This is a genomic window from Enterococcus hulanensis, assembly GCF_005405485.1.
Classification (GTDB): domain Bacteria; phylum Bacillota; class Bacilli; order Lactobacillales; family Enterococcaceae; genus Enterococcus_A; species Enterococcus_A hulanensis.
On the sequence record NZ_BJED01000006.1, the window covers coordinates 45,681 to 65,793 of the forward strand.

Consider the following 20,113-nt stretch of genomic DNA (forward strand, 5'->3'; position numbering starts at 1 on the left):
GAAGGGATAAAAGTGATGGAAGAGACAATCAGTATATTAGAATTATTTCATATTTTAAAAAAGAAGGCACTTTTAATCATTATGATAACAATCACTGGGATTGGTTTGGCAGCTGGGATCACCTTTTTTTTGATTACTCCTATCTATGATTCAGCAGCACAGTTGATCGTGCAAAACAAGCAAGCTGAAGGAACAACCAATCTGCAAAATGATATTAATGGGAATGTGCTTCTAATCAATACATACAAAGACATGATTAAGGGAGATATTGTCATTGATGCTGTTCAAAAAGAATTACAAAATGAATATCAATATACGTATAGCAATAATGAGTTGAAGAAAATCATTGAGGTAGAGCAAGCACAAAACTCGCAAATGTTCCGGATTATCGCGACTTCGCCTGAGCCGCGTAAAGCAGCAACGATCGCGAACGTAACAGCTGCGACATTCCAAGAGAAAGCAGAGAGTGTACTAGAGGTCAGTAAAGTAACAATCACTTCAAAGGGATTTGTACCATCAAAAGCGATATTTCCAAATAACAAGTTGAATCTATTAATTGGTGCTGTTATTGGATTGATTTTGGGTATTGGCCTAGCTTTGTTAAGCGAACTGCTAGATAAAACGATCAAGGATGATCGATTTATTGCCGAATCTTTAGGATTGCCTATTCTGGGTCAAGTGTCGGAAATTAGTAAAAAAGAACTGCTCGAAAACAGTGGAGTCGTAATGAAGCCGAAAGAAGATACCCATAGAATGGTGAGTAATCGTACAGTAGCTTCGCGTAAGAGAAAGCGTGTATAAAAAGCTTATTTGAGTACTTAGTAAATTTTTTTTACAAAATAATTAATTTTTGCTAGAAGAAAAATCAATATATTTTAGAGAATTAGGAGAAGACTTTAGATGGCGAAAAATAAACAAACTATCACACCGGTTGATTTGATTGCATCAATTAACCCCTTTTCTACGGCAGCAGAACAATACCGTAAGATCCGCACCAATATCGAATTTTCTTCAGCAGACGAGAAAATCAAATCTTTGGTAGTGACTTCTTCTGGACCATCTGAAGGAAAGTCAACAACTGCGGCTAATTTAGCAATCGTATTTGCTAATACAGGCAGTAAAGTGTTATTAGTAGATGCTGATTTAAGAAAACCTAGCGTGGCACTAAGTTTTAAAATACCTAATATCAATGGTCTGAGTAACTACTTAACAGAAGGTAATTCAGCTGGAGCTAGTTTCTTTACAGAGCATCAGTTTATTGATCAAGGAAACCGGTCAATTGGCAATCGGCTTGTTGAAACAGAAGTTGAAAATTTGTATTTGATGCCTAGCGGACCTATGCCGCCAAATCCCTCAGAATTGTTAAGATCAAAACGCATGCAAGAATTAGTAGAAATCCTAGAAGAATCATTTGATTTAGTGATTTTTGATTTACCGCCGGTAGTAACAGTGACAGATGCACAAATATTGTCTGCCTATGTTGATGGAACGATTCTGGTTATTCGTGAGCGGGTCACAAAAAAACAATCAGTTGTTGAGGCTAAAAAATTATTGGACATGGTTCAAGCAAAAATAATCGGGGTCGTCTATAACGGTAAAAAACAAGGAGAAGACTCTTACTATTATTATGGAACCGAAGAAAGCAAGTGAGTGTCCCATGATTCTTACATAGCATCTTATTTTATTTTTGAATTGAACTGATGTGGGACATTCTAGGATTAAGTTAAATCACGGGATCACGTAGCTGATGTTTTTCTTTCGCTGACTATCTTCTTAATGAAAGTAAACAGATTAACGATTGTGATTTCCTTTTCGTAAAATAGAAAAATTATTAATAATTATTACCACGTAGTAAATGGGCATTGTTCTGTTGTAGGTTACTTCAGCAGTCAGATTAAAAGTCCAAAAATTAGTGTCAAGATCTATTTGAACATCAATAGTTTGTTGGGGGAGTAAATGATGAAAGCTGAAAAGACACTTTGGAAAGTGAAAACTGCGAAAAATTCAACTTATTTTGACCAAAAATGTGACAGTCTGATTTGGATTGATGAGAAGAAACTCAAAGGGCAAAAGGGGTATGATTTGCTTAAACGAATCATTGACCTTTTTTTAAGCTGTATTGGACTCGTTTTGGTTTCTCCAGTCATGTTAGGGATTGCATACAAAATACGTAAAGATGAACCAGGTGCCACAGTAATTTTTAGACAAAAACGCGTTGGCCGAAATGGCAAACAGTTCATGATGTACAAGTTCCGCTCAATGTGTGTGGATGCCGAAGAACAGTTGGAAGAGCTTCTTGATAAAAATGAGGTAGATGGTGCTATGTTCAAGATTAAAGAAGATCCGCGAGTCACAAAATTTGGTAAATTTATCCGACGAACTAGCTTGGATGAACTCCCTCAATTACTCAATGTCATCAAAGGGGATATGAGTTTAATTGGTCCACGTCCGCCTCTGCAAAGAGAAGTGGCTCAATATACACAGTATGATATGCAACGATTATTAGTAAAACCAGGCTGTTCTGGAGTATGGCAGGTTTCTGGACGAAATGATGTTCATTTTGATGAAATGGTTGAATTAGATATTAATTACATTAGAACACGAAGTACATTAAATGATGTCGCGTTGATAATAAAGACGATAAAAGTATTAGTTAAATCAAATGGGGCGTATTAACTCTGATGTGTATATTTCTTGATTTATTTTGTAGATTAAAAGCTCAACTAAACTAAGTATCAGATAAGTCCAGAGGCATTGCTTCTGGATTTTTTCTTTAAGCTTTTCTTGGGAAGAGTGCTTTTTAATGAAAGGTTATGACTGTTTACGTATAATTATCTGCTATAAGGATCATTTGTTGTGAGCGGGGCGCACACTTGGAAAATAAAGGAGGGGATCGAATGAGGAAAATCATTGCGGGAATTGTTTCTTTTGTATTGAGCTATGGGATGGTTTATTATTTGGTCCTGCCGACGTTGCAGAATTATCCGCGTTTGGATGCGATGACGCAGCGGTTTGAGTATACGGATGAGGCGTTGTGGGTCTTTATCTTCTTGGGCTTGTGGTTGTTTTATTGGCAATGGGAGCAGCGGAAGTTTTGGAATGTCTATCTGTATTTGTTTTATAGCTGCTACTTTTTATTGTTGTTCATTATGCTATTCACGAAGGCGCGGGCGTATCATTCGTTTAATTTGAATCCTTTTGAGCTTTATTTGAATAATAGTCAGCAGATCATTGAGTTGATTTTGAATACTGGTTATTTCATTCCGCTGGGAGTGTTGTATGGCTTGCGGGCTGGAAAAGTGGAGGCGGCAGTAATTGCTTTGATCTCGATTATTGGGATCGAGACGATCCAATATGTGTTTTACCTAGGGACTTTCGATATTTGGGATATTTTTACGAATTTTGCTGGGTGTGTTATTGGGTATCTGCTTTGCGGCCTGATCAAGAGACGGATGGCGTAATCATGCTTTTACAAAAATGCGAGATTATTATTTTAGAATAGGAAACACCAAGTTAATAATCCGCTAAACAAAAAAGTTGTTTATATAGCTTCTTCATGTTAACTTACAATTAGTAAGTGAGGTGTATGAAGATGGACTATCTTTATCAAGCAGGAAAACCCAATGGCAAGAAATTTATTTTGCTGCACGGAACTGGCGGCGATGAAACATCGTTAGTAGACTTAGCGAAATTTTTAGATGCGGACAGTACGATTTTATCTTTTCGCGGAAAAATCGAAGAAGATGGAATGAATCGTTTCTTTAAACGGAACGGATTGAATCAGTTTGACTTCGAAAGCTTGGAAAAAGAAACGGATCATTTATTAGAGGAAATCGAAACGATCAGTGAAGAAAAAGGCATTGCCTTGGAGGATTGGGTATTAGTTGGTTATTCCAACGGCGCGAATATCGCAGCTCATCTATTATTGGAACGTGAAACGACCTTATCAAAAGGCATCTTTTTCCATACGATGTCACTCGAAGTTCATACCCAATCATTTAATTTAGCAGATAAAAAAGTTTGGGTATCTTACGGCGGCAAGCAAGATCCAATCGTTAGTGAAGCATCCTTTGCCGAATTAGTCGCGACTTTTCGTGATCGAAGCGCAGACGTCACAGTAGTAGAGACCGCCTATGGTCATCAAGTTTCGATGGACGAGGTTCAAAATGCTCGCGAATGGCTGAAAGAGTAGTGACTCGCTTTTCTGTCTGGTTTCACGAACCAGCTTTTTCGGCAACAAGCGAAAAACTTGTTAAATTTGAAGAGCAATAAAGCGGAATGAGTTTCCGAAAACTTTCTAAGATATGGTAAAATGAGTCGAAGGGGTGGCGTGATGACAGACTCATTTGATTACAAAGGCTTGACCTTGACACCAACAGACTTGGCATTCAATGATGAAGAACTGCAAAAATTATTGACCTTTGAAGGAGCGATCACTCATGAGCGCTTAAAGGGCTTCAATTTTCATTATTATTTGATGCCGGAATACGATTTGAATGGTCTATTGGCAAAACTTGGCGATGCCGAACGCAAAGCAAAACGGATTTATTACATCACGGGACAGCTGGTCTCCAGTGATTTGAAGGACATGGCAGTGGACGGCTATTACATGCCGACCAACTGGGGCTTTATGCATGTAGATAATCATAAGTAAGAGGAAAGAGAAAATCTTTCCTTTTTTTGTTTTGGAAAATAGCTAGTGGCGGGCTCAAATCAGTCATTCTATACAAAAAGAGTGCAACGGGCCGCGCGCTGCACTCTAAAAAGTATTTTAACCGTCAAGTCCGTGTCAATGAGAGAATCATATGCGCTGCGGCCTTTTGACACAGTAGAAATTTAACACCAAAATATGAAGAAAGTATGAATGAAGACTTAAAAAAGCTTCGCGAGTGAGCGAAGCTAAGAATAGTCTATATAAATGAATTAATTTTCAGTTTTTCCTACGAGGTAATCTAGCGTTATAAGATATAAATCGGCAATATCGATCAATTCCAAAATACTAGGCAAGGATTCTCCTGCTTCATACATTTCGTATTGATCTAATGGAAGATTCAATTTATCGGCTACATTCTTTTTAGTGTAGTCGTTTTTCGTGCGCAGAAAATTAAGCCTGCAACGCAAGGTATCAAGTAAAATGGCTTCTTCAATACTCAAAGTATCATTCCCTCGATTCTAAAAATACATCGAACCAGATAAAGTAGCTGATTGTTGATAGCGACATTTTCTCAAAAGACAGCCGACCACCGGCTGCCTTTAAACATTGATCAATGCCTAGTTTCCGCTAGACAAGACGATTCTATCAAAAAAGTCATACTAGTCAACCGCGAACGGTAGCGATGAATTCGTGAACGGGGAAAAGTTGTAAATCAAGCTAAAATGATGGTTTAACCTGAAAAGTAGCACTTAATCATTTAGCGGAAACCCTTATGAAGAATCCTCTTTGTTTTTGCCTTTTCTGCCCCAGATTCGCGAGAGCTTTCGTTTTAGAATGCCGCCGTGTTTATTTGGTGATTGGGAGGGTTCCTGTGAAAACGGAGGTTCTTCAGGATTTGATTCCATCTTTGATACAGATAGGTCATTAGTTGATTCTGAGTTTGTGATTGGTGCCACTTCTGGTAATTCTAGTGCTTCAAATTTTAGTTTCTCTAAGACAGGCGGACAAGCTAAATCGACGAATTTCTCATATTTCGGTTTTGGACAAGTGGTAGCAGGGACTTCAATGGCTTTCGGTGCAGCTGGTAGTTCAATGGATTCGACTGCATGCTCTGGATCGAATTGGATATATTTAGTGGTTTCAACGTATTTGCAGGTATCGACTTCGGCAAAGGTTTTCACCCCATCTTCTTCAAAAATATCCAAGGTCGTTAATAATTCCAAAGCTTCGCGAATTTCTTCAGCCGATTTTTCGACTGTCGGATTTTTGACGGTTAGGTTGTGCTTCTTGCCGTTGCTTTTATAAAAAGTGGAGACTAATTTTTTTGTTTTGATGGTTTTTACAGCGTACATAGTTTTCCTTCCTTCCTTTCTTTCTTTTTTTAAGAATCGATTCATTCAACCTGTGCTTCTTGATCACCAAATAAGTTACTGATAGAAAAGCGGCTGCGCACAGCGTTGATCGCTTTTTCGGCGTATTGACGGACAGGGAAGACCCGCAGATTTAAGTACTTCCATTCCTTTGAGGTGAAATAATGTTTGAAATAGAAAAAGAATTTCTTGATGACCTTGGTGACTTTTCGTTGTGAAAAGATATGATGCACCAGTTCCTTCAAGATCAAATGAAATTTGCCATCTCCTAGACGTTCGCGGATATTAAGCGCCATCAAGTATTGAACGGTGCTGTCGGTATCACCAGAGATTCTGTAGTACGAGTCGATGCGTTTTTCAAGGGTGTTCTTCTTCAAGCTAAATAGTTGTTTGGATGTAAAAGGTTGTTCGTTCATAGTATTTTCTCCTTTTTTTAGTGGTTTCAGAAGCTTGCGCAAGTCTTCTGGGATAAATAAATCCTAGGATTTATATATAAGTGAGGGCGACAGATGTTCACCGCCCCAAACAGTTCAACGATTAAAAAAAAATCGTTTCATTGGTTTCCACAAACATCGCACTTTCCGCGGTGTCGTAGAGATTATTGCCATCTTTACTGAATAATTCTAGCGGACCAATTTGGTCTAGAAGTCCTTTAAGTTCCGCAGGCGTATTGGTCGTATCTGGATTGGGAAGGCTCCAGGTCTGGCTGTTTCCTCCGCTGGTTTTAAACTTTGCAACTAGTTTTAGCATTTGATTTCCTTCTCATTTCCTTTTGTTCCGGCCGGTGACTATAAGATAAACGATTTCAAAAAAGAATGCGAATCGCAATTTGGCATTTTGACACCCAAATTGACTCGTTTTAGGGTAAAAATAGCTGTTTTCGACCAAAAAGCGGTCAAATTGAGGGTGCTGATGTTAAATTGCGATTTGATAAATAAATCTGATTAGATTATAATTTAATGGTTTTACCTAAAAAAATAAGGTTCGACAAAAAAACTGATTGCTTAATTTACTTAGGCAATCAGCTTTTTTAGAAAATTATTGTCAGCTAATATGGTTGGTGAGTCAGATCGTGCATGAAAGGTTTATATTGATAGAGCGAGTAGGACTGTTGATAAAAGCTATGATTGTACCGATCGAGGTTCAAAAGTTTTTCAGACGTGAATGGTGTCTGATGTTTTTGCAAAAGGGAAGACACGAAAGGTATTTTATACTTACCGAGATAAACTTTCCCTAAAGCGATTATCGTTCATTGTCTAATGCGTCGATGGTTTACTTATATCATAGCCGCAACAATTCTAATAGTGCATTCTCCCTTTTATATGTTAGAATGCAAACGGACTGAATGATGATTAGGAGAAAAGCAGATGTATACAAAAGAAGTTTTCAATAATAAGATGAATAGTTGGGTCAATATTGACGCGGAAAATGCAGATGAGTTGAAGAATTTGTATAGGGATTACGGAATCGACAGTGAGTTCGTCGATTATTCGCTAGACCGCAATGAACGGGCGCATTTGGATTACGATAAGGCGACAGATGTGTTGTTGCTGATTTTCAATGCACCGAATCGTCGTAAAATTGATAATCATTATGAGACGGTACCCATGACATTCATCGTTGTGAATCGGACATTGATCACTGTGATGAATCAGCAAAACAAGTATTTGTATTTTGAAATCAAAAATTATCTAGAAAAAAATCCCAACAGTACATTATTTGAACTGCTTTTTGGCAGCCTCTTCATTATTTCTGATCAATACTTTCCTTTTGTGGAGGGGATGGATCGTGATCGCAAGCGAATTAGTAACTTATTGAAGGAAAGAACGACCAAGCAGAATTTATTGTTATTATCGGATTTGGAGACAGGGATCGTTTATTTCGTAACGGCTTCACGGCAAAATGTGCTATTAGTGCAACAGATTAAAAGTCATGGGATTTATCGAAGATTAAGTGATCAGGAAAAAGAAAGCTTGGATGATGTATTGATCGAAGCGCAGCAATTAGTGGAAATGACGCAGCTGTCTTCACAGATTTTGCAGCAACTATCCGGTACTTATAATAATGTACTAAATAATAACTTAAACGATACGATGCGAATTTTGACCGTATTATCAGTGCTGCTGACGATTCCTACGATCGTTTCGGGTTTCTTTGGGATGAACATGCCGCTGCCGCTAGAGCACAATGCTTTTGGTTGGATCATTACGATCGTCGCCAGTCTTTTACTGTGGTTTGGATTGTCCTATATATTGCGGAAGTTAATGAAGTAAAATTGATCTCAAGAAATTTATGATTTGAACGCTGTAAATTAGTAGTAAAATATGGTACATTACAATTGAGGTGATTACTATGTTAAACATAAAGCCAGTTTCTGATTTGCGTAACTATAATAAAGTATTAGAGCAAGTAACTACAGATGAACCTGTTTTTTTGACTAAGAACGGTCATGGAAAATATGTTGTTGTAAATATTGAAGATTATGATCGTTTGAAGATGAGTCTTGAAATCGTTGAGAAGTTAAAAAAAGCAGAAGATAGCGGTACCATTTCTCTTTCTGAAGCTAAGCAGAGGTTTGATGTATGAGTTATACCATCCGATTAACAAATGATTTGATGGTAGATATTGAGGAATTGAAAGATTATCTAATTACCCAATTTTCTGATAGTGTCTCGAATGAGGTAATCAAACAAATTTTTGAAACGTTTGATTCATTAACAGATTTTCCTAAAAAAGGAAAAGACGCAACGAATCTTATGTTTGTTTTTAGTGGATATAGATATTTGCCATTAGAAAAAAATGTATTGTTCTATTTAATTGACGAGCAAAAGCAAGAAGTAGTCTTATTGCGATTGTTTTCTGTAAATGAAGATTTCATGCAAAAATTTGAATATTTTATTGCTGAAGGATAATAGTACCTTTCTTCATAATAAGTAGAAAAGCCCAAGATAACACGTATAATGTATTGACTCACAAAAGTTAGACCCAAAATCTAACTTCTGGAGGTTAATACATAAAGGTGCTGTCTTGGGCTTTTTATTGAAATTTTTTTTAAAAGGCACAAAGGATGCAGAAAATGCTATTTTAAAGAAGGTGTTAGTGCAATTTTTTTTGATAAAAATGGAAGGTGAAATGCGATTTATCTTCTAAATATATTGATGCTTATTGTATACCTTATAAAACAAGGTTTTCTTGCACTAGAGTAAGTGCAATCATTTCATATTGTTACAAAAGATACAAACTACTATAGTTAAGTGTGTAAGGAGAGAGCATAATGCAACAAATTACGAAAAGACAGATTCAAATTCTGCTGCAGTTTCTTGAGAATACAGAACCAGTGACAACCAAGGAGTTGGCCAGTCAGCAAAATGTAAGCGTGCGCACGATCAAATATGATCTGGACGACATTCGTTTATGGCTTCAAGAAAGAAATCATGATTTGACCAGTAAAAGAAGTCAGGGTGTCTGGCTGGTGCTGAGTGATTCCGAACGGATTAAACTGAAAAGCGAATTGATGGAAGTTGATCGCTTTGAGTTGTTTGCTGATCAAACGCTGCGGCTGGATCGCTTGAGTATTCATCTTATGCTGACAAATCAAGCGATTACTTCCTATGAGCTGGCAGAGCGTTTGACGGTAAGCAAGGATACGATTCTCAACGATTTGGACATGTTGGAAAAGCAGCTGATTCCGCTGGGATTGAAGCTTGATCGCTTGCCACGCAAAGGCTTTTTGATCACAGGTCCTGAGCATCAGGTTCGTTTGTTGATTGAAGAGGTGTTTCAAAAGGATCTGACCGATTATGACATCTACAAAATCATGGATCTGCTTCTGCAAAGTGAAAAGCAGGAGGGGTACGAACTGTATTCGGCGAAGGGAACCGCCTTTCAGGCAGTCTTCAACCAGGTTCTTGCAGATATGCGGCAATTATTGAAGCAGATCGATACGGCAGAGCTGAATTATTCGGAACTATTGAATATGTTGATTCGAGTCGCTATTGCGACGGTTCGTTTGCAAAATGAATACACGATCGGTCGATATCAGCTATTGAATGATCCGAAAGAGCAGCGAGAACTCTCTTACTTATTAATGCAGCAGGTCTTCGCACATTACCAGTTGCCATTGTTTGAGGATGAATATCGCTATGTTTACAGTGATACCTTCGAGAATGATCCGCAGCAGGATGTGATGGCATTAACGGAAAATCTGATCCAAAAGGTGAGTAAGAAGATTAATTATTCTTTTTCTAACGATCCGCAGCTGTTAACCAATCTTTACGCACATTTGTCTATGCGGTTATCCCGCAAACAGAAATTTGTGAATGAGTACAATCCCTTCAAAGATGATATTAAGGCTAAGTATTCGGAACTCTTCGATGCGATCGAAATGGTGGTACGAAAAGAAATCCGAGGAAAAAGCTTGCTGATCAATGATTCGTTTATTGCTTATATCGCATTGCACTTTCTGGTTTCATATGAAAAGGAAGTGGATTCGAGAAGTGTCAGGGCCGTGTATGTGTGTTCAACCGGCTTGGGGGTAACGAGTCTCATCAAACAAAAGGTTTCTGAAGAACTTTCGAATATCGAGATCGCGGCCTTTGCTTCAGTATTGAATGCTCAGGAAGTCATCAAGCAGAAGGAACCGGAATTAGTTATCAGTATCTTTCCGATTGAAGGAATGGATTGCGAATTTATCAAAGTCCATCCGCTGCCAACGAAGCAGGATTTAGAAAAAATCCAGCAAGCTGTCAAAAAGATTTTAAACCAATCGCCACAAAAAGGGACTCAAAAATTACGATTGGAACCAGCGGGAAATCGCGCATCGCTAGAGGATTTCAGCAAGGAGCTGATTTTGCAGGCGTACACGATTTACGAAAAGCTCTTGTCGCTATTTAAAGAGCAGCTGAATCAAGAGTATCGCGAAGCTTTCCTATTACATGTATTCTTGATGGTCCATCGAATCACCTTCGATCAGCAATATATGATGGAAGGAAATAAAACAAATGAAGCAGCGACAGCAACGTACAACCAACAGATAGAGCAATTATTTTCTGAACATAATCTAGCTATCAATCAATCAGAAATCAATGCACTATTTGCTTATATCAATGGATAGTCAGAAGGAGGAAGTGAATGACCGTGACTGGAGAAGCGTTACAAATTATTTCAACCAGCGAATATCAAAGAGAACTAGAAGAATTAATTGATTGGCTGAGTGCAGAACTCGAAAAAGAGAAAATTGAACCAACCGAGCTGCAATGGACCATATTGATCAATCATCTAAACGAAATGCTGAGGCGATCAAAAGAACAGGAATCAATTCCAGAAGTTGATCCAGAAATGTTCAGTGAAGTTTCGCAGGAAGCATTACGATTAGCGGATGGCGTTGTCCGAAAAATCAGTAATTTAACACAAGACGAAATGTATGTCTTATCGATCCATTTTGAAACAGCCAAACAAAATTAATTTAGGGGGAAAAATAAATGATCACAGTAGTAATTGCAGACCGTATGGGTAAAGGACAAAATGTAGCAAAAGGTGTAGAAGCAGCAGGCGGAAGAGCAGTCGTAGTACCAGGAATGGGAGCGGATATGCGTTTAGGTGATGTAATGCAACAGGAAAATGCAGATATGGGAATTTCATTTTGTGGAAGCGGCGGAGCAGGCGCATTAACGGCAGCGACAAAATATGGCTATCCAGAACGTCACGGAATGCGTTCGATCGAAGAAGGCATAACAGCGATCAATGATGGGAAAACGGTTCTAGGTTTCGGTTTCATGGATCAAGAAGAATTAGGCAAGCGTCTAGTAGAAGCTTTTGAAAAGAAACACAATTAGGGAGATGAGCAGATGAGTATCCAAGATTGCCAAAAAGTCATCGTAACAGTCGAAGGCAAAGGCGATACGAAACAGCACGCATTTGCAAGCGCGCTGGCAGATATCCAAAAGAAGATGATGCAAGAATCAGAAGTAATTTTACGTATTGAGCCGGTAGAAGTGGAAGTCATCAAGGCGACCGAAAAAACGTATAAAGAACGGTTTCTCTTTTTCTTCTTTCCTAGAAAAAGAACGAGCTATCATGTGGAGTTGGAAGTGACAGTTAATGTGACGACACTTCAAGTTAATGAAGTGACATTTACGCAAGAAGTAACAGATGATCCTGACGGTATTCAAATTCCCGTTATTTCCAAAAAAATATAAGTTATAGGGATGTCAGTCCAACTTTTTTACAATTGACATCGATTAATGAGCAAAATTCATATTGAATCAATTGTCAAAGAACTAGTTGGATGATATACGGCTTGAAAAATAAATTCATAAATATGAAAAAGGAGGATATAGAATAGTGGAGTTTACAATTATCTTAATTAAATCAATCATCATCGGCGGCTTACTCGGTTTTTCTGCCTCGATGGGAGCGGCGCGAATGTTCCATGCTCCGAGTACACAAGGGCTGGGTGCCTTTCGTACTTTAGGAGAAATGAATGCCTGTATGGGCGATCCAGCTTCGCATTTCTCATTCGGACTAGGATTTTTCTTCAATGCTTGGGCTTCGACAGTTGGAGCTGGGGCGTTTACACAGGATGTGACACACCGGATCATTCCAAACTGGGCAGCATCGGTTTTATTAGCGAAAAATAAAAATGTTACAGAAACAATGCACGATCCTAGAAAAATGGGTTTTGTTGGTGCCGTCATTGGTGCAATCGTTGTCGCTTTCTTAAATTCAACAGCAGCAGCAATCCCAGAAGCTTTGCAAGTAACCGCAGTAGCCGTATTGGTTCCAGCTGCAACAACCCTGATCAATATCGTAATGCCGGTTATCTTCTGGTTGGCAGCATTGGATGCAGGAAAACGGACTGGATTCTGGGGCACGCTATTTGGCGGGATTGCACAATTAATCATGGGAAATGCAGTTCCTGGTGTGGTATTAGGAATCTTGATCGGTAAAGGTGTCGATGAAATCGGCTGGACAAAAGTAACGAAGATTATGATGGTAGCAATCGCTGCCTTGTTCATCCTCAGTGGTTTCTTCCGCGGCTTTGACCTGCAAGTTTTGGAAAGCTTCAAACTACAAGCACCAAATTGGTTGGAAAATATCCATAAGATGCTTGGTTTGAACTAAGTAGCATTAAATAAAAGATATACGGACGGAAAAAGTAAATCCATATAATATGAAGAAGGATGTCAGTTCCACTTTTCACAGTTTACTTGTTTAGAGAATTCAAAATTGCAAGTCTTTGGAAAAATAATCTAAAGACACTAGTGGAATGATATACGGATGAAAGTAAGTCCATTAATATGAAGAAGGAGTTAATTTCATGGATAACACAGAGGAATTGGAAAAGGAACAATTAGCGCTTTCTGAAGAGAAAAAAGCGAAAAGTTTCTGGTATGCTGACTGGGCGTTTCCTATCACAGTAGGAATTATGGCTGCGGCAGTATTTGCTGGAACGCATATGTATGTAACTCATGGTGTTGGGGTTTTAAATGAAGTTTCGATCGTGGCGATGTTGAAGGCAGGATTAGACGGTGGTTCTTATGGAGCCGCTGCAGCTTTTGGTGCGAGCTTCTTGTTTGCTCGTATTTTAGAAGGCTCCTTGGTGGGGATTCTTGATTTGGGCGGCTCGATTTTAACAGGTATCGGTATTGGTGTACCTGCGATCTTTTTAAGTATGGGGATTCGCGCACCGATTGATAACTTTGCCTTGTCACTGATTACTGGGGCTGTTTTAGGATTGTTAGTAGGCGGCGTAATCATTTTGATTCGTAAGTTTACCATCAACCAAGCGAATTCAACCTTTGGTGCTGATGTCATGATGGGTGCGGGAAATTCTTCTGGCCGATTCTTAGGCCCGTTGATCATTTTGAGTGCATGTGGTGCATCAATTCCAATCGGTATCGGAGCGACTTTAGGAGCATTAGGCTTCTATGCTTGGAAAAAACCGATTGCTGGTGGAGCGATTCTTGGAGCGATGGTACTAGGAACGATCTTCCCAGTAGCGCTCCAGTAGAAAGAAGGCAGAAGGATGTTTGATTTATTAATCAAAAATGGAAAATTGATCACTGGTGAAAAGGTCGAGGTTGCGGTCAAAGATGGAGTGATCCTAGCTGTAGAAACAGAGATTGAATCGTCTGCTAAAGAAGTTCTTGATCTTGAAGGTAAGCACTATCTATCTGCCGGCTGGGTGGATGATCATGTTCACTGCTACGAGAAAATGACGCTTTATTATGACTATCCAGATGAAATCGGAGTCACTAAGGGTGTTACAACAGTGATTGATGCTGGAACGACCGGTGCAGAAAACATCGGTGAGTTTTATGAGCTGACTAAAGCAGTCAAGACCAATGTCTATGCATTAGTAAATATCTCCAAATGGGGAATCGTCGAACAGGATGAACTGGCTGACCTGACGAAAATCCAAGCAGATCTCGTTCGTGAACGTTTAGCAGAGTTTCCTCAATTCATCGTGGGAATCAAAGCACGAATGAGTAAAACAGTCGTTGGTGAAAATGGGATTACACCGTTAGAATTGGCTAAAGATATTCAACGGGAAAACCAAAACCTTCCATTAATGATCCATATTGGATCAGCCCCACCGGAATTGCATGAGGTCTTGGACTTATTAGATGAAGGCGATGTATTGACCCATTGCTTTAATGGCAAGCCTAATGGGATTCTAGATAAGGAAACGGATCAAATCAAGGATTTTGCCAGAGCAGCTTATGAAAAAGGGATTGTTTTTGATATCGGACATGGGACGGACAGCTTTAACTTCCATGTAGCTGAAACTGCATTAAAAGAAGGAATCAAAGCAACTTCCATCAGTACAGATATTTATCATCGCAATCGCGAGAATGGACCTGTTTATGACTTAGCGACTACAATGGAAAAATTGCATGTCGTAGGTTATTCTTGGGAAGAAATCTTAGACAAGGTTACGGCCGTTCCAGCTAGATATTTCCATTTAGAGAAAAAAGGCCATTTAAAAGCAGGCTATGACGCTGACCTTACGATTTTTGATGTGGAAGACGGCGAGAAAACGTTGACTGACTCAAATGGCTTCACTCGAGTTGCAAAAGAAGTAATCAAACCAGTTAAAACAATTATTGGGGGCACCATCTATGACAACTAGTTATGACAAATTTGGCTTAAAGGAAGTCATCAATGCTTCAGGGAAAATGACGATTTTAGGCGTATCAAAAGTGTCAGAAAATGTTCTTACGGCACAACGTTTTGGCGGCGAGCACTTTTTTGAAATGAGTGAGCTGCTGATTCAGACCGGCGCTTATTTAGCGAAGCTCTTGGAAGTCGAGGACGCTCAGATCGTTTCTTCAGCATCTGCTGGGATCGCGCAGTCTGTTGCGGCGGTGATTGGTGAAGGAAGCAGCTATCATGCCTATCATCCTTACACAGACCGTATTAAAAAACGGGAAATCGTTTTGCCGAAAGGACACAACGTCGACTATGGAACACCGGTTGAAGTCATGGTGACTCAAGGCGGCGGACAAGTTGTGGAAGCAGGTTATGCTAACGGCTGTTCAGCGGAACAATTAGAAATGGTGATCACTGAAAATACTGCGGGGCTGCTTTATATCAAGAGCCATCACACCGTACAAAAAAGCATGCTGACGGTTGCGGAAGCAGCAGCGGTTGCAAAGAAATATCAGCTGCCGCTGATCGTTGATGCGGCGGCGGAAGAAGATCTTTATCAATACAGTAAAGCTGGCGCGGATTTGGTGATTTATTCAGGTGCGAAGGCAATTGAGGGTCCAAGCAGTGGCTTGGTGATCGGTAAAAGAAAATATATTGAATGGGTTCGGCTGCAAGGAAAAGGCATCGGTCGAGCAATGAAGATCGGTAAGGAGAATATTCTAGGACTCACCCAGGCAGTGGAAGATCGTTTAAAACATGGAAGTGAAACTGGCGATTCGATGAAAACACGTCTAGCACCATTCATCGAGGCAATGAATCAAATTGATGGTTTGAAAGCAACAGTGGTTCAGGACGGAGCAGGTCGCGATATTTATCGGGCAAGTGTAAAGGTTTTAGACCAGTCCGCAAAAGCAGTGATCGCTGCTTTAAAGGCAGAGGACCCAGCAATTTATACCAGAGAATACCAAGCGAATAACGGAATTATTGAGTTTGATATTCGTGCGGTAAATGAAAGCGAAATGGAAAAAATTAACCTGCGATTAAGAGAAATCATGTAAGAAATCTGGTTTCTCAACAGGAAAATAATACGAACAGACGAGGTGCATAGATAGAATGTCATTAACCCCAAAATACTATAAAGATCGAGTGTGTCTGAATGTTTTAGCGAACTCAGTCGAAAATGCTCGTGATTGCTATACAGCAGCAGAAGGACATGTCATTTTAGGCGTGTTGTCAAAAAACTACGATAGCGATGAAGCTGCTATTGAAGATATGCAGAAATATCAAGCAGCAGCTGAAAACGCCCTATCGGTTGGCCTTGGTGCCGGCGATCCAAATCAAAGCCAAATGGTGTCGCGAATTTCTGGGAAGCTGCAGCCGCAGCACGTCAATCAAGTGTTTACCGGTGTCGGCACATCCCGAGCATTGCTTGGACAAAATGATACGGTGATCAACGGATTAGTCTCACCATGCGGCAAAGTTGGGTATGTCAATATCGCGACAGGACCGTTGAGTTCTCAAACAACAGAAGCCATTGTTCCGATTGAAACAGCCATCGCTTTATTGAAGGATATGGGCGGCAGCTCAGTGAAATATTTTCCAATGAAGGGCTTAGCACATAAGGAAGAATATCAAGCGGTCGCGAAAGCTTGCGCTGAAAATGATTTCTATTTAGAACCGACCGGCGGCATCGATCTGGAGAACTTCCAGGAAATCGTTAAAATTGCTCTGGATGCTGGTGTGGAAAAAGTGATCCCGCATGTTTATAGTTCAATCATTGATTCGACGACAGGCGACACACGACCAGAAGAGGTCAAAGCACTATTAGATATGGTAAAAGAAATTCTATAAATATAGCAAAAAAGCATGGTTTGATGCCATGCTTTTTTTGGGGGATTTTCAACCAAGGACGGCACTACAGAGAACCGTATATAAACTGATAGCGGTTTGACAGCGCTTTAAAAATGATGTAAGTTAAGAGACAACATAAAGAGACAGCAGAACAAATTTTTTTAGTTTTATTCGTGAATTGTCGCACAAAATAAATCGAGTAGGAGGAAACGAAATGATCGAAACGTTTGTATTTTCAAGCGAGAGTATTTTTTTACGAGAAGAAGATCAAGAAAATGTCCAACAACTGCTGGATTATTTAAAAAGTCGGAACCAGCAAATCGGTATGGTCTTTTATGATCAAGCATTGATGAATCAAGTCCTGCTAGAGCATCACTTGGCGGACTATTTAGATTTTTCAATTAATGGTGAAGATGCTGGAACTATTTGTAATGGTTTAGTCGATTTTTTAAAGGTTGAGTTAAGTCATCAAAAGGTGAATTTCATCTCGAATTCTCTGGAACAATTGGCGGAAGCAAAAGCGCTAGGCTTCAAACCAATTTATATTGCAGAAGACTGCGATAATGAAACGGTGCCTTGCCAAACTTTTAGAGATTTCAACCAATTCCACATAGGTGTCATTGAAAATCGATTCGAAAAATTAATGTAGCATTCAATAAATATAGTTAATCAAGAATCTTTAGCAGTTTTCTTTCGAAAATTGCTAAAGATTCTTTTTGTTATTTTACGTTCATTAGATTGATCATAAAATGAACAATGATAAAATCTAATTTTATTAAATTAGACTACCTCATCATAAACTCATAATGATTTCGAATTTTTTGGGTTATTGATGATTAGAGTTGTTGCTGCTGGTTTTTGGAAAATAGTAGCTTAAACTTTATATTGACAATCTTCCGTCAACTGGTATAATCAAAAAAATAAAATATTTTCTGAATATTCTAAATAAAATAACGAGTGTTAGCTCATTTTACTATTAGAGCGTCCGGTTATTTTTTAATCGTATTTTAAAAATATGGAGACGGGGAGTTTATTATTTTATGGAGAAAGAACTGCTACGGGTCGAGGACCTCACAGTAAAATTTCGAACCTATAACGGAGAAGTGACTGCCGTAAATAATTTAGAGCTTCTGTTAAATGAAAACGAAACATTGGGGATCGTTGGTGAAAGCGGCAGCGGAAAAAGTGTGACTTCATTAAGTATCATGGGATTATTAGAAGAAGCAACGAGTTCGGTCAGCGGAAAGGCCTTGTTCAAGGGCACGGATCTGATCGCCATGAAAGAAAAGGAAAAGCAGCAGTATCGTGGCAATCATTTGGCGATGATCTTTCAAGAGCCGATGACTTCTTTGAATCCGCTTCATAAATGCGGAAAGCAGATCATTGAATCAATGCGCATCCACACCGATATCTCAAAAGCCGAAGCACAAGAAAAGGCGATCGAATTATTGAAGCTCGTAGGGATACCTGCTCCTGAGCAGCGTTTCAACGAGTACCCTCACCAGATGTCCGGAGGTATGCGGCAGCGGGTGATGATCGCGATGGCACTTGCCTGTGATCCGCAGCTATTGATCGCGGATGAGCCGACAACGGCATTGGATGTAACGATTCAAGCACAAATTTTGGAGGTATTAAAGGAGTTAAGAGATCGACTCAAAATGGGGATTATTCTGATCACCCATGATTTGGGCGTCGTTTCAGAAGTCTGCGATCGCGTGATCGTGATGTATACCGGAAAAGTCGTTGAGCAGGGATTGATTCGTGAAATATTGGACAATCCCAAGCATCCTTATACGGAAGGGTTAATTGCGGCGATACCGAATATTCAGGATGAAAAAGGAAAACTTAGCAGTATCGAAGGAATGGTGCCGCAACTAGATAATATGCCTCAAGGATGCAGCTTCCACCCTCGCTGTCCTTATGCGATGGATATCTGTAAAGAAAAACGGCCTGCGCTTACGACCGCAGAAAATGGGCGCAAAGTACGCTGCTTTAAGTATTCGACGGAAGAAGAGACCGAGGTGACGACGTAAAATGATGACACAAGAACCGATTATTACGATGGAGCACGTCAAACAGTATTTTGAGATTCGTGACAGTAAAGGAAAAAAAGGAACGTTGAAGGCAGTTGATGACGTTTCGCTAACGGTCAATAAAGGTGAGACATTCGGTATCGTAGGCGAAAGTGGTTGTGGGAAGAGTACATTAGGAAAAACTATGCTGAACCTTGGCGCAGTGACCGCTGGAACGATCGTTATCGATGGACAGGATGTCAGCGCCTTCAAGACCCGGAAAGAAAAAGTAGCTTTTGGCTCAAAAGTTCAGCTCGTCTTTCAAGATCCATCTGCCTGTTTGAATCCTCGGAATAAAATCAGAGATATTTTGGCGGAGCCGTTTCAAATCCATCACAAGAAAGATATGACGAAGGCGGAGATTGACGCCGAGATCGATCGTTTGTTGACGATGGTAGGCTTAGCTCCGGATTACAAGAAGCGTTACCCTCATGAAATGTCCGGTGGTCAGAAGCAGCGGATCGGGATCGCTCGAGCACTGGCATTAAAACCGGATATCATCATTTGTGATGAACCTGTTTCTGCGTTGGATGTGTCAATTCAGGCTCAGGTGATCAACTTGCTGGTTGAGCTGCAGAAGCAGATGAATTTAACTTATTTCTTTATCTCTCATGATCTAGGGGTAGTTTATCACTTATGCGATCGAATCGCGGTGATGTATCTAGGCAATGTGGTGGAGCTGGCTGATCGGGATGCTTTATACAAAGATACACTGCATCCTTATACGAAAGCGTTGATTTCAGCAGCACCGACGATCGACAAGGAAAAGACAGAACGGATTGTATTGACGGGTGATGTGCCGAGTCCAGCTAACCCGCCTAAGGGCTGCAAGTTCCATACACGCTGTCCATTTGCGATGGAAAAGTGTAAATCCGAAGTGCCTGAGCTGTTAGAAGTAAAGGACAATCACTTTGTGGCTTGCCATCTGCACGATAAAGCGGAGTAAGCAAGGGGAACAATCCTGCTTCAGTAAAATCAGCAGAATCGTATCCATATGAAAATCAGACTTAATT

General features: G+C 39.8%; 25 protein-coding genes. 21 read left to right on the top strand and 4 right to left on the bottom strand.

What is annotated here, in order from left to right; genetic code table 11:
* Window positions 1–15 precede the first annotated feature (15 nt).
* The 6 genes from FFR60_RS07875 (at window position 16) to FFR60_RS07900 (ending at window position 4,654) form a co-directional block, all read left to right on the top strand.
* Window positions 16–801, top strand: coding sequence for a YveK family protein (locus FFR60_RS07875; RefSeq protein WP_137663853.1), 786 nt, complete (start codon window positions 16–18; stop codon window positions 799–801).
* A 99-nt stretch (window positions 802–900) separates the two neighbouring features.
* Window positions 901–1,650, top strand: a complete 750-nt coding sequence (locus FFR60_RS07880; RefSeq protein WP_137663715.1) for a CpsD/CapB family tyrosine-protein kinase — start codon at window positions 901–903, stop codon at window positions 1,648–1,650.
* Between the two features lie 309 nt (window positions 1,651–1,959).
* Window positions 1,960–2,676, top strand: a complete 717-nt coding sequence (locus tag FFR60_RS07885; protein WP_137663854.1) for a sugar transferase — start codon at window positions 1,960–1,962, stop codon at window positions 2,674–2,676.
* A 221-nt stretch (window positions 2,677–2,897) separates the two neighbouring features.
* Window positions 2,898–3,461: a VanZ family protein gene (locus FFR60_RS07890; RefSeq protein ID WP_137663716.1), complete on the top strand. Its 564-nt coding sequence runs from the start codon at window positions 2,898–2,900 to the stop codon at window positions 3,459–3,461.
* A gap of 131 nt (window positions 3,462–3,592) precedes the next feature.
* Window positions 3,593–4,192: an alpha/beta hydrolase gene (locus tag FFR60_RS07895; RefSeq protein WP_137663717.1), complete on the top strand. Its 600-nt coding sequence runs from the start codon at window positions 3,593–3,595 to the stop codon at window positions 4,190–4,192.
* A gap of 141 nt (window positions 4,193–4,333) precedes the next feature.
* Window positions 4,334–4,654: a hypothetical protein gene (locus FFR60_RS07900; protein ID WP_242550521.1), complete on the top strand. Its 321-nt coding sequence runs from the start codon at window positions 4,334–4,336 to the stop codon at window positions 4,652–4,654.
* Between the two features lie 269 nt (window positions 4,655–4,923).
* On the opposite strand, the gene FFR60_RS07905 is transcribed toward FFR60_RS07900, so the two are convergent.
* From FFR60_RS07905 to FFR60_RS07920, 4 genes are all read right to left on the bottom strand, one after another.
* Complete coding sequence (locus FFR60_RS07905; protein WP_137663718.1) at window positions 4,924–5,154, bottom strand: helix-turn-helix domain-containing protein; 231 nt, start codon at window positions 5,152–5,154, stop codon at window positions 4,924–4,926.
* A 270-nt stretch (window positions 5,155–5,424) separates the two neighbouring features.
* Window positions 5,425–6,006 (bottom strand): DUF2922 domain-containing protein, encoded by a 582-nt coding sequence (locus tag FFR60_RS07910; protein WP_171004895.1) that lies wholly within the window; start codon window positions 6,004–6,006, stop codon window positions 5,425–5,427.
* A gap of 41 nt (window positions 6,007–6,047) precedes the next feature.
* A complete protein-coding gene (locus tag FFR60_RS07915; protein WP_137663720.1) occupies window positions 6,048–6,440 on the bottom strand; it encodes a hypothetical protein in 393 nt (130 codons plus the stop codon).
* A gap of 121 nt (window positions 6,441–6,561) precedes the next feature.
* Entirely contained in the window at window positions 6,562–6,774 is a 213-nt protein-coding gene (locus FFR60_RS07920; protein ID WP_137663721.1) for a DUF2922 domain-containing protein, read from the bottom strand.
* Between the two features lie 617 nt (window positions 6,775–7,391).
* Between FFR60_RS07920 and FFR60_RS07925 the strand changes: the two genes are divergently transcribed.
* The 15 genes from FFR60_RS07925 (at window position 7,392) to FFR60_RS07995 (ending at window position 20,046) form a co-directional block, all read left to right on the top strand.
* On the top strand, window positions 7,392–8,297 hold the full coding sequence (locus FFR60_RS07925) for a magnesium transporter CorA family protein (RefSeq protein WP_137663722.1): 906 nt from the start codon (window positions 7,392–7,394) through the stop codon (window positions 8,295–8,297).
* Between the two features lie 79 nt (window positions 8,298–8,376).
* Complete coding sequence (locus FFR60_RS07930; protein ID WP_137663723.1) at window positions 8,377–8,610, top strand: type II toxin-antitoxin system Phd/YefM family antitoxin; 234 nt, start codon at window positions 8,377–8,379, stop codon at window positions 8,608–8,610.
* Window positions 8,607–8,936 (top strand): type II toxin-antitoxin system RelE/ParE family toxin, encoded by a 330-nt coding sequence (locus FFR60_RS07935; RefSeq protein WP_137663724.1) that lies wholly within the window; start codon window positions 8,607–8,609, stop codon window positions 8,934–8,936. Before FFR60_RS07930 ends, FFR60_RS07935 begins: the two co-directional genes overlap by 4 nt.
* A gap of 362 nt (window positions 8,937–9,298) precedes the next feature.
* Window positions 9,299–11,137 carry a BglG family transcription antiterminator gene (locus FFR60_RS07940; protein WP_137663725.1) on the top strand — a complete coding sequence of 613 codons (1,839 nt, stop codon included), beginning with the start codon at window positions 9,299–9,301 and terminating at the stop codon, window positions 11,135–11,137.
* Between the two features lie 17 nt (window positions 11,138–11,154).
* Complete coding sequence (locus FFR60_RS07945) at window positions 11,155–11,487, top strand: PRD domain-containing protein (RefSeq protein WP_088933395.1); 333 nt, start codon at window positions 11,155–11,157, stop codon at window positions 11,485–11,487.
* A gap of 17 nt (window positions 11,488–11,504) precedes the next feature.
* Window positions 11,505–11,858: a glycine-rich SFCGS family protein gene (locus FFR60_RS07950; protein WP_088933394.1), complete on the top strand. Its 354-nt coding sequence runs from the start codon at window positions 11,505–11,507 to the stop codon at window positions 11,856–11,858.
* A 12-nt stretch (window positions 11,859–11,870) separates the two neighbouring features.
* On the top strand, window positions 11,871–12,221 hold the full coding sequence (locus FFR60_RS07955; protein WP_137663726.1) for a DUF4312 family protein: 351 nt from the start codon (window positions 11,871–11,873) through the stop codon (window positions 12,219–12,221).
* 145 nt (window positions 12,222–12,366) lie between these two features.
* The gene (locus FFR60_RS07960) at window positions 12,367–13,146 is read left to right on the top strand and encodes a DUF4311 domain-containing protein (protein ID WP_088933392.1); all 780 of its coding nucleotides are present in this window, start codon (window positions 12,367–12,369) and stop codon (window positions 13,144–13,146) included.
* 196 nt (window positions 13,147–13,342) lie between these two features.
* Window positions 13,343–14,035 carry a DUF4310 family protein gene (locus FFR60_RS07965; RefSeq protein WP_137663727.1) on the top strand — a complete coding sequence of 231 codons (693 nt, stop codon included), beginning with the start codon at window positions 13,343–13,345 and terminating at the stop codon, window positions 14,033–14,035.
* Window positions 14,036–14,050: 15 nt separating this feature from the next.
* Window positions 14,051–15,157 carry an amidohydrolase/deacetylase family metallohydrolase gene (locus FFR60_RS07970; RefSeq protein WP_137663728.1) on the top strand — a complete coding sequence of 369 codons (1,107 nt, stop codon included), beginning with the start codon at window positions 14,051–14,053 and terminating at the stop codon, window positions 15,155–15,157.
* Window positions 15,147–16,235 carry a DgaE family pyridoxal phosphate-dependent ammonia lyase gene (locus tag FFR60_RS07975; protein ID WP_137663729.1) on the top strand — a complete coding sequence of 363 codons (1,089 nt, stop codon included), beginning with the start codon at window positions 15,147–15,149 and terminating at the stop codon, window positions 16,233–16,235. Before FFR60_RS07970 ends, FFR60_RS07975 begins: the two co-directional genes overlap by 11 nt.
* Window positions 16,236–16,290: 55 nt before the next feature.
* The gene (dagF, locus tag FFR60_RS07980; protein WP_137663730.1) at window positions 16,291–17,028 is read left to right on the top strand and encodes a 2-dehydro-3-deoxy-phosphogluconate aldolase; all 738 of its coding nucleotides are present in this window, start codon (window positions 16,291–16,293) and stop codon (window positions 17,026–17,028) included.
* A 214-nt stretch (window positions 17,029–17,242) separates the two neighbouring features.
* Window positions 17,243–17,677, top strand: coding sequence for a hypothetical protein (locus FFR60_RS07985; RefSeq protein ID WP_137663731.1), 435 nt, complete (start codon window positions 17,243–17,245; stop codon window positions 17,675–17,677).
* Window positions 17,678–18,068: 391 nt separating this feature from the next.
* Window positions 18,069–19,061, top strand: a complete 993-nt coding sequence (locus FFR60_RS07990) for an ABC transporter ATP-binding protein (protein ID WP_137663732.1) — start codon at window positions 18,069–18,071, stop codon at window positions 19,059–19,061.
* A 1-nt stretch (window position 19,062) separates the two neighbouring features.
* Complete coding sequence (locus FFR60_RS07995; RefSeq protein WP_137663733.1) at window positions 19,063–20,046, top strand: ABC transporter ATP-binding protein; 984 nt, start codon at window positions 19,063–19,065, stop codon at window positions 20,044–20,046.
* The last annotated feature ends 67 nt before the right edge of the window (window positions 20,047–20,113 follow it).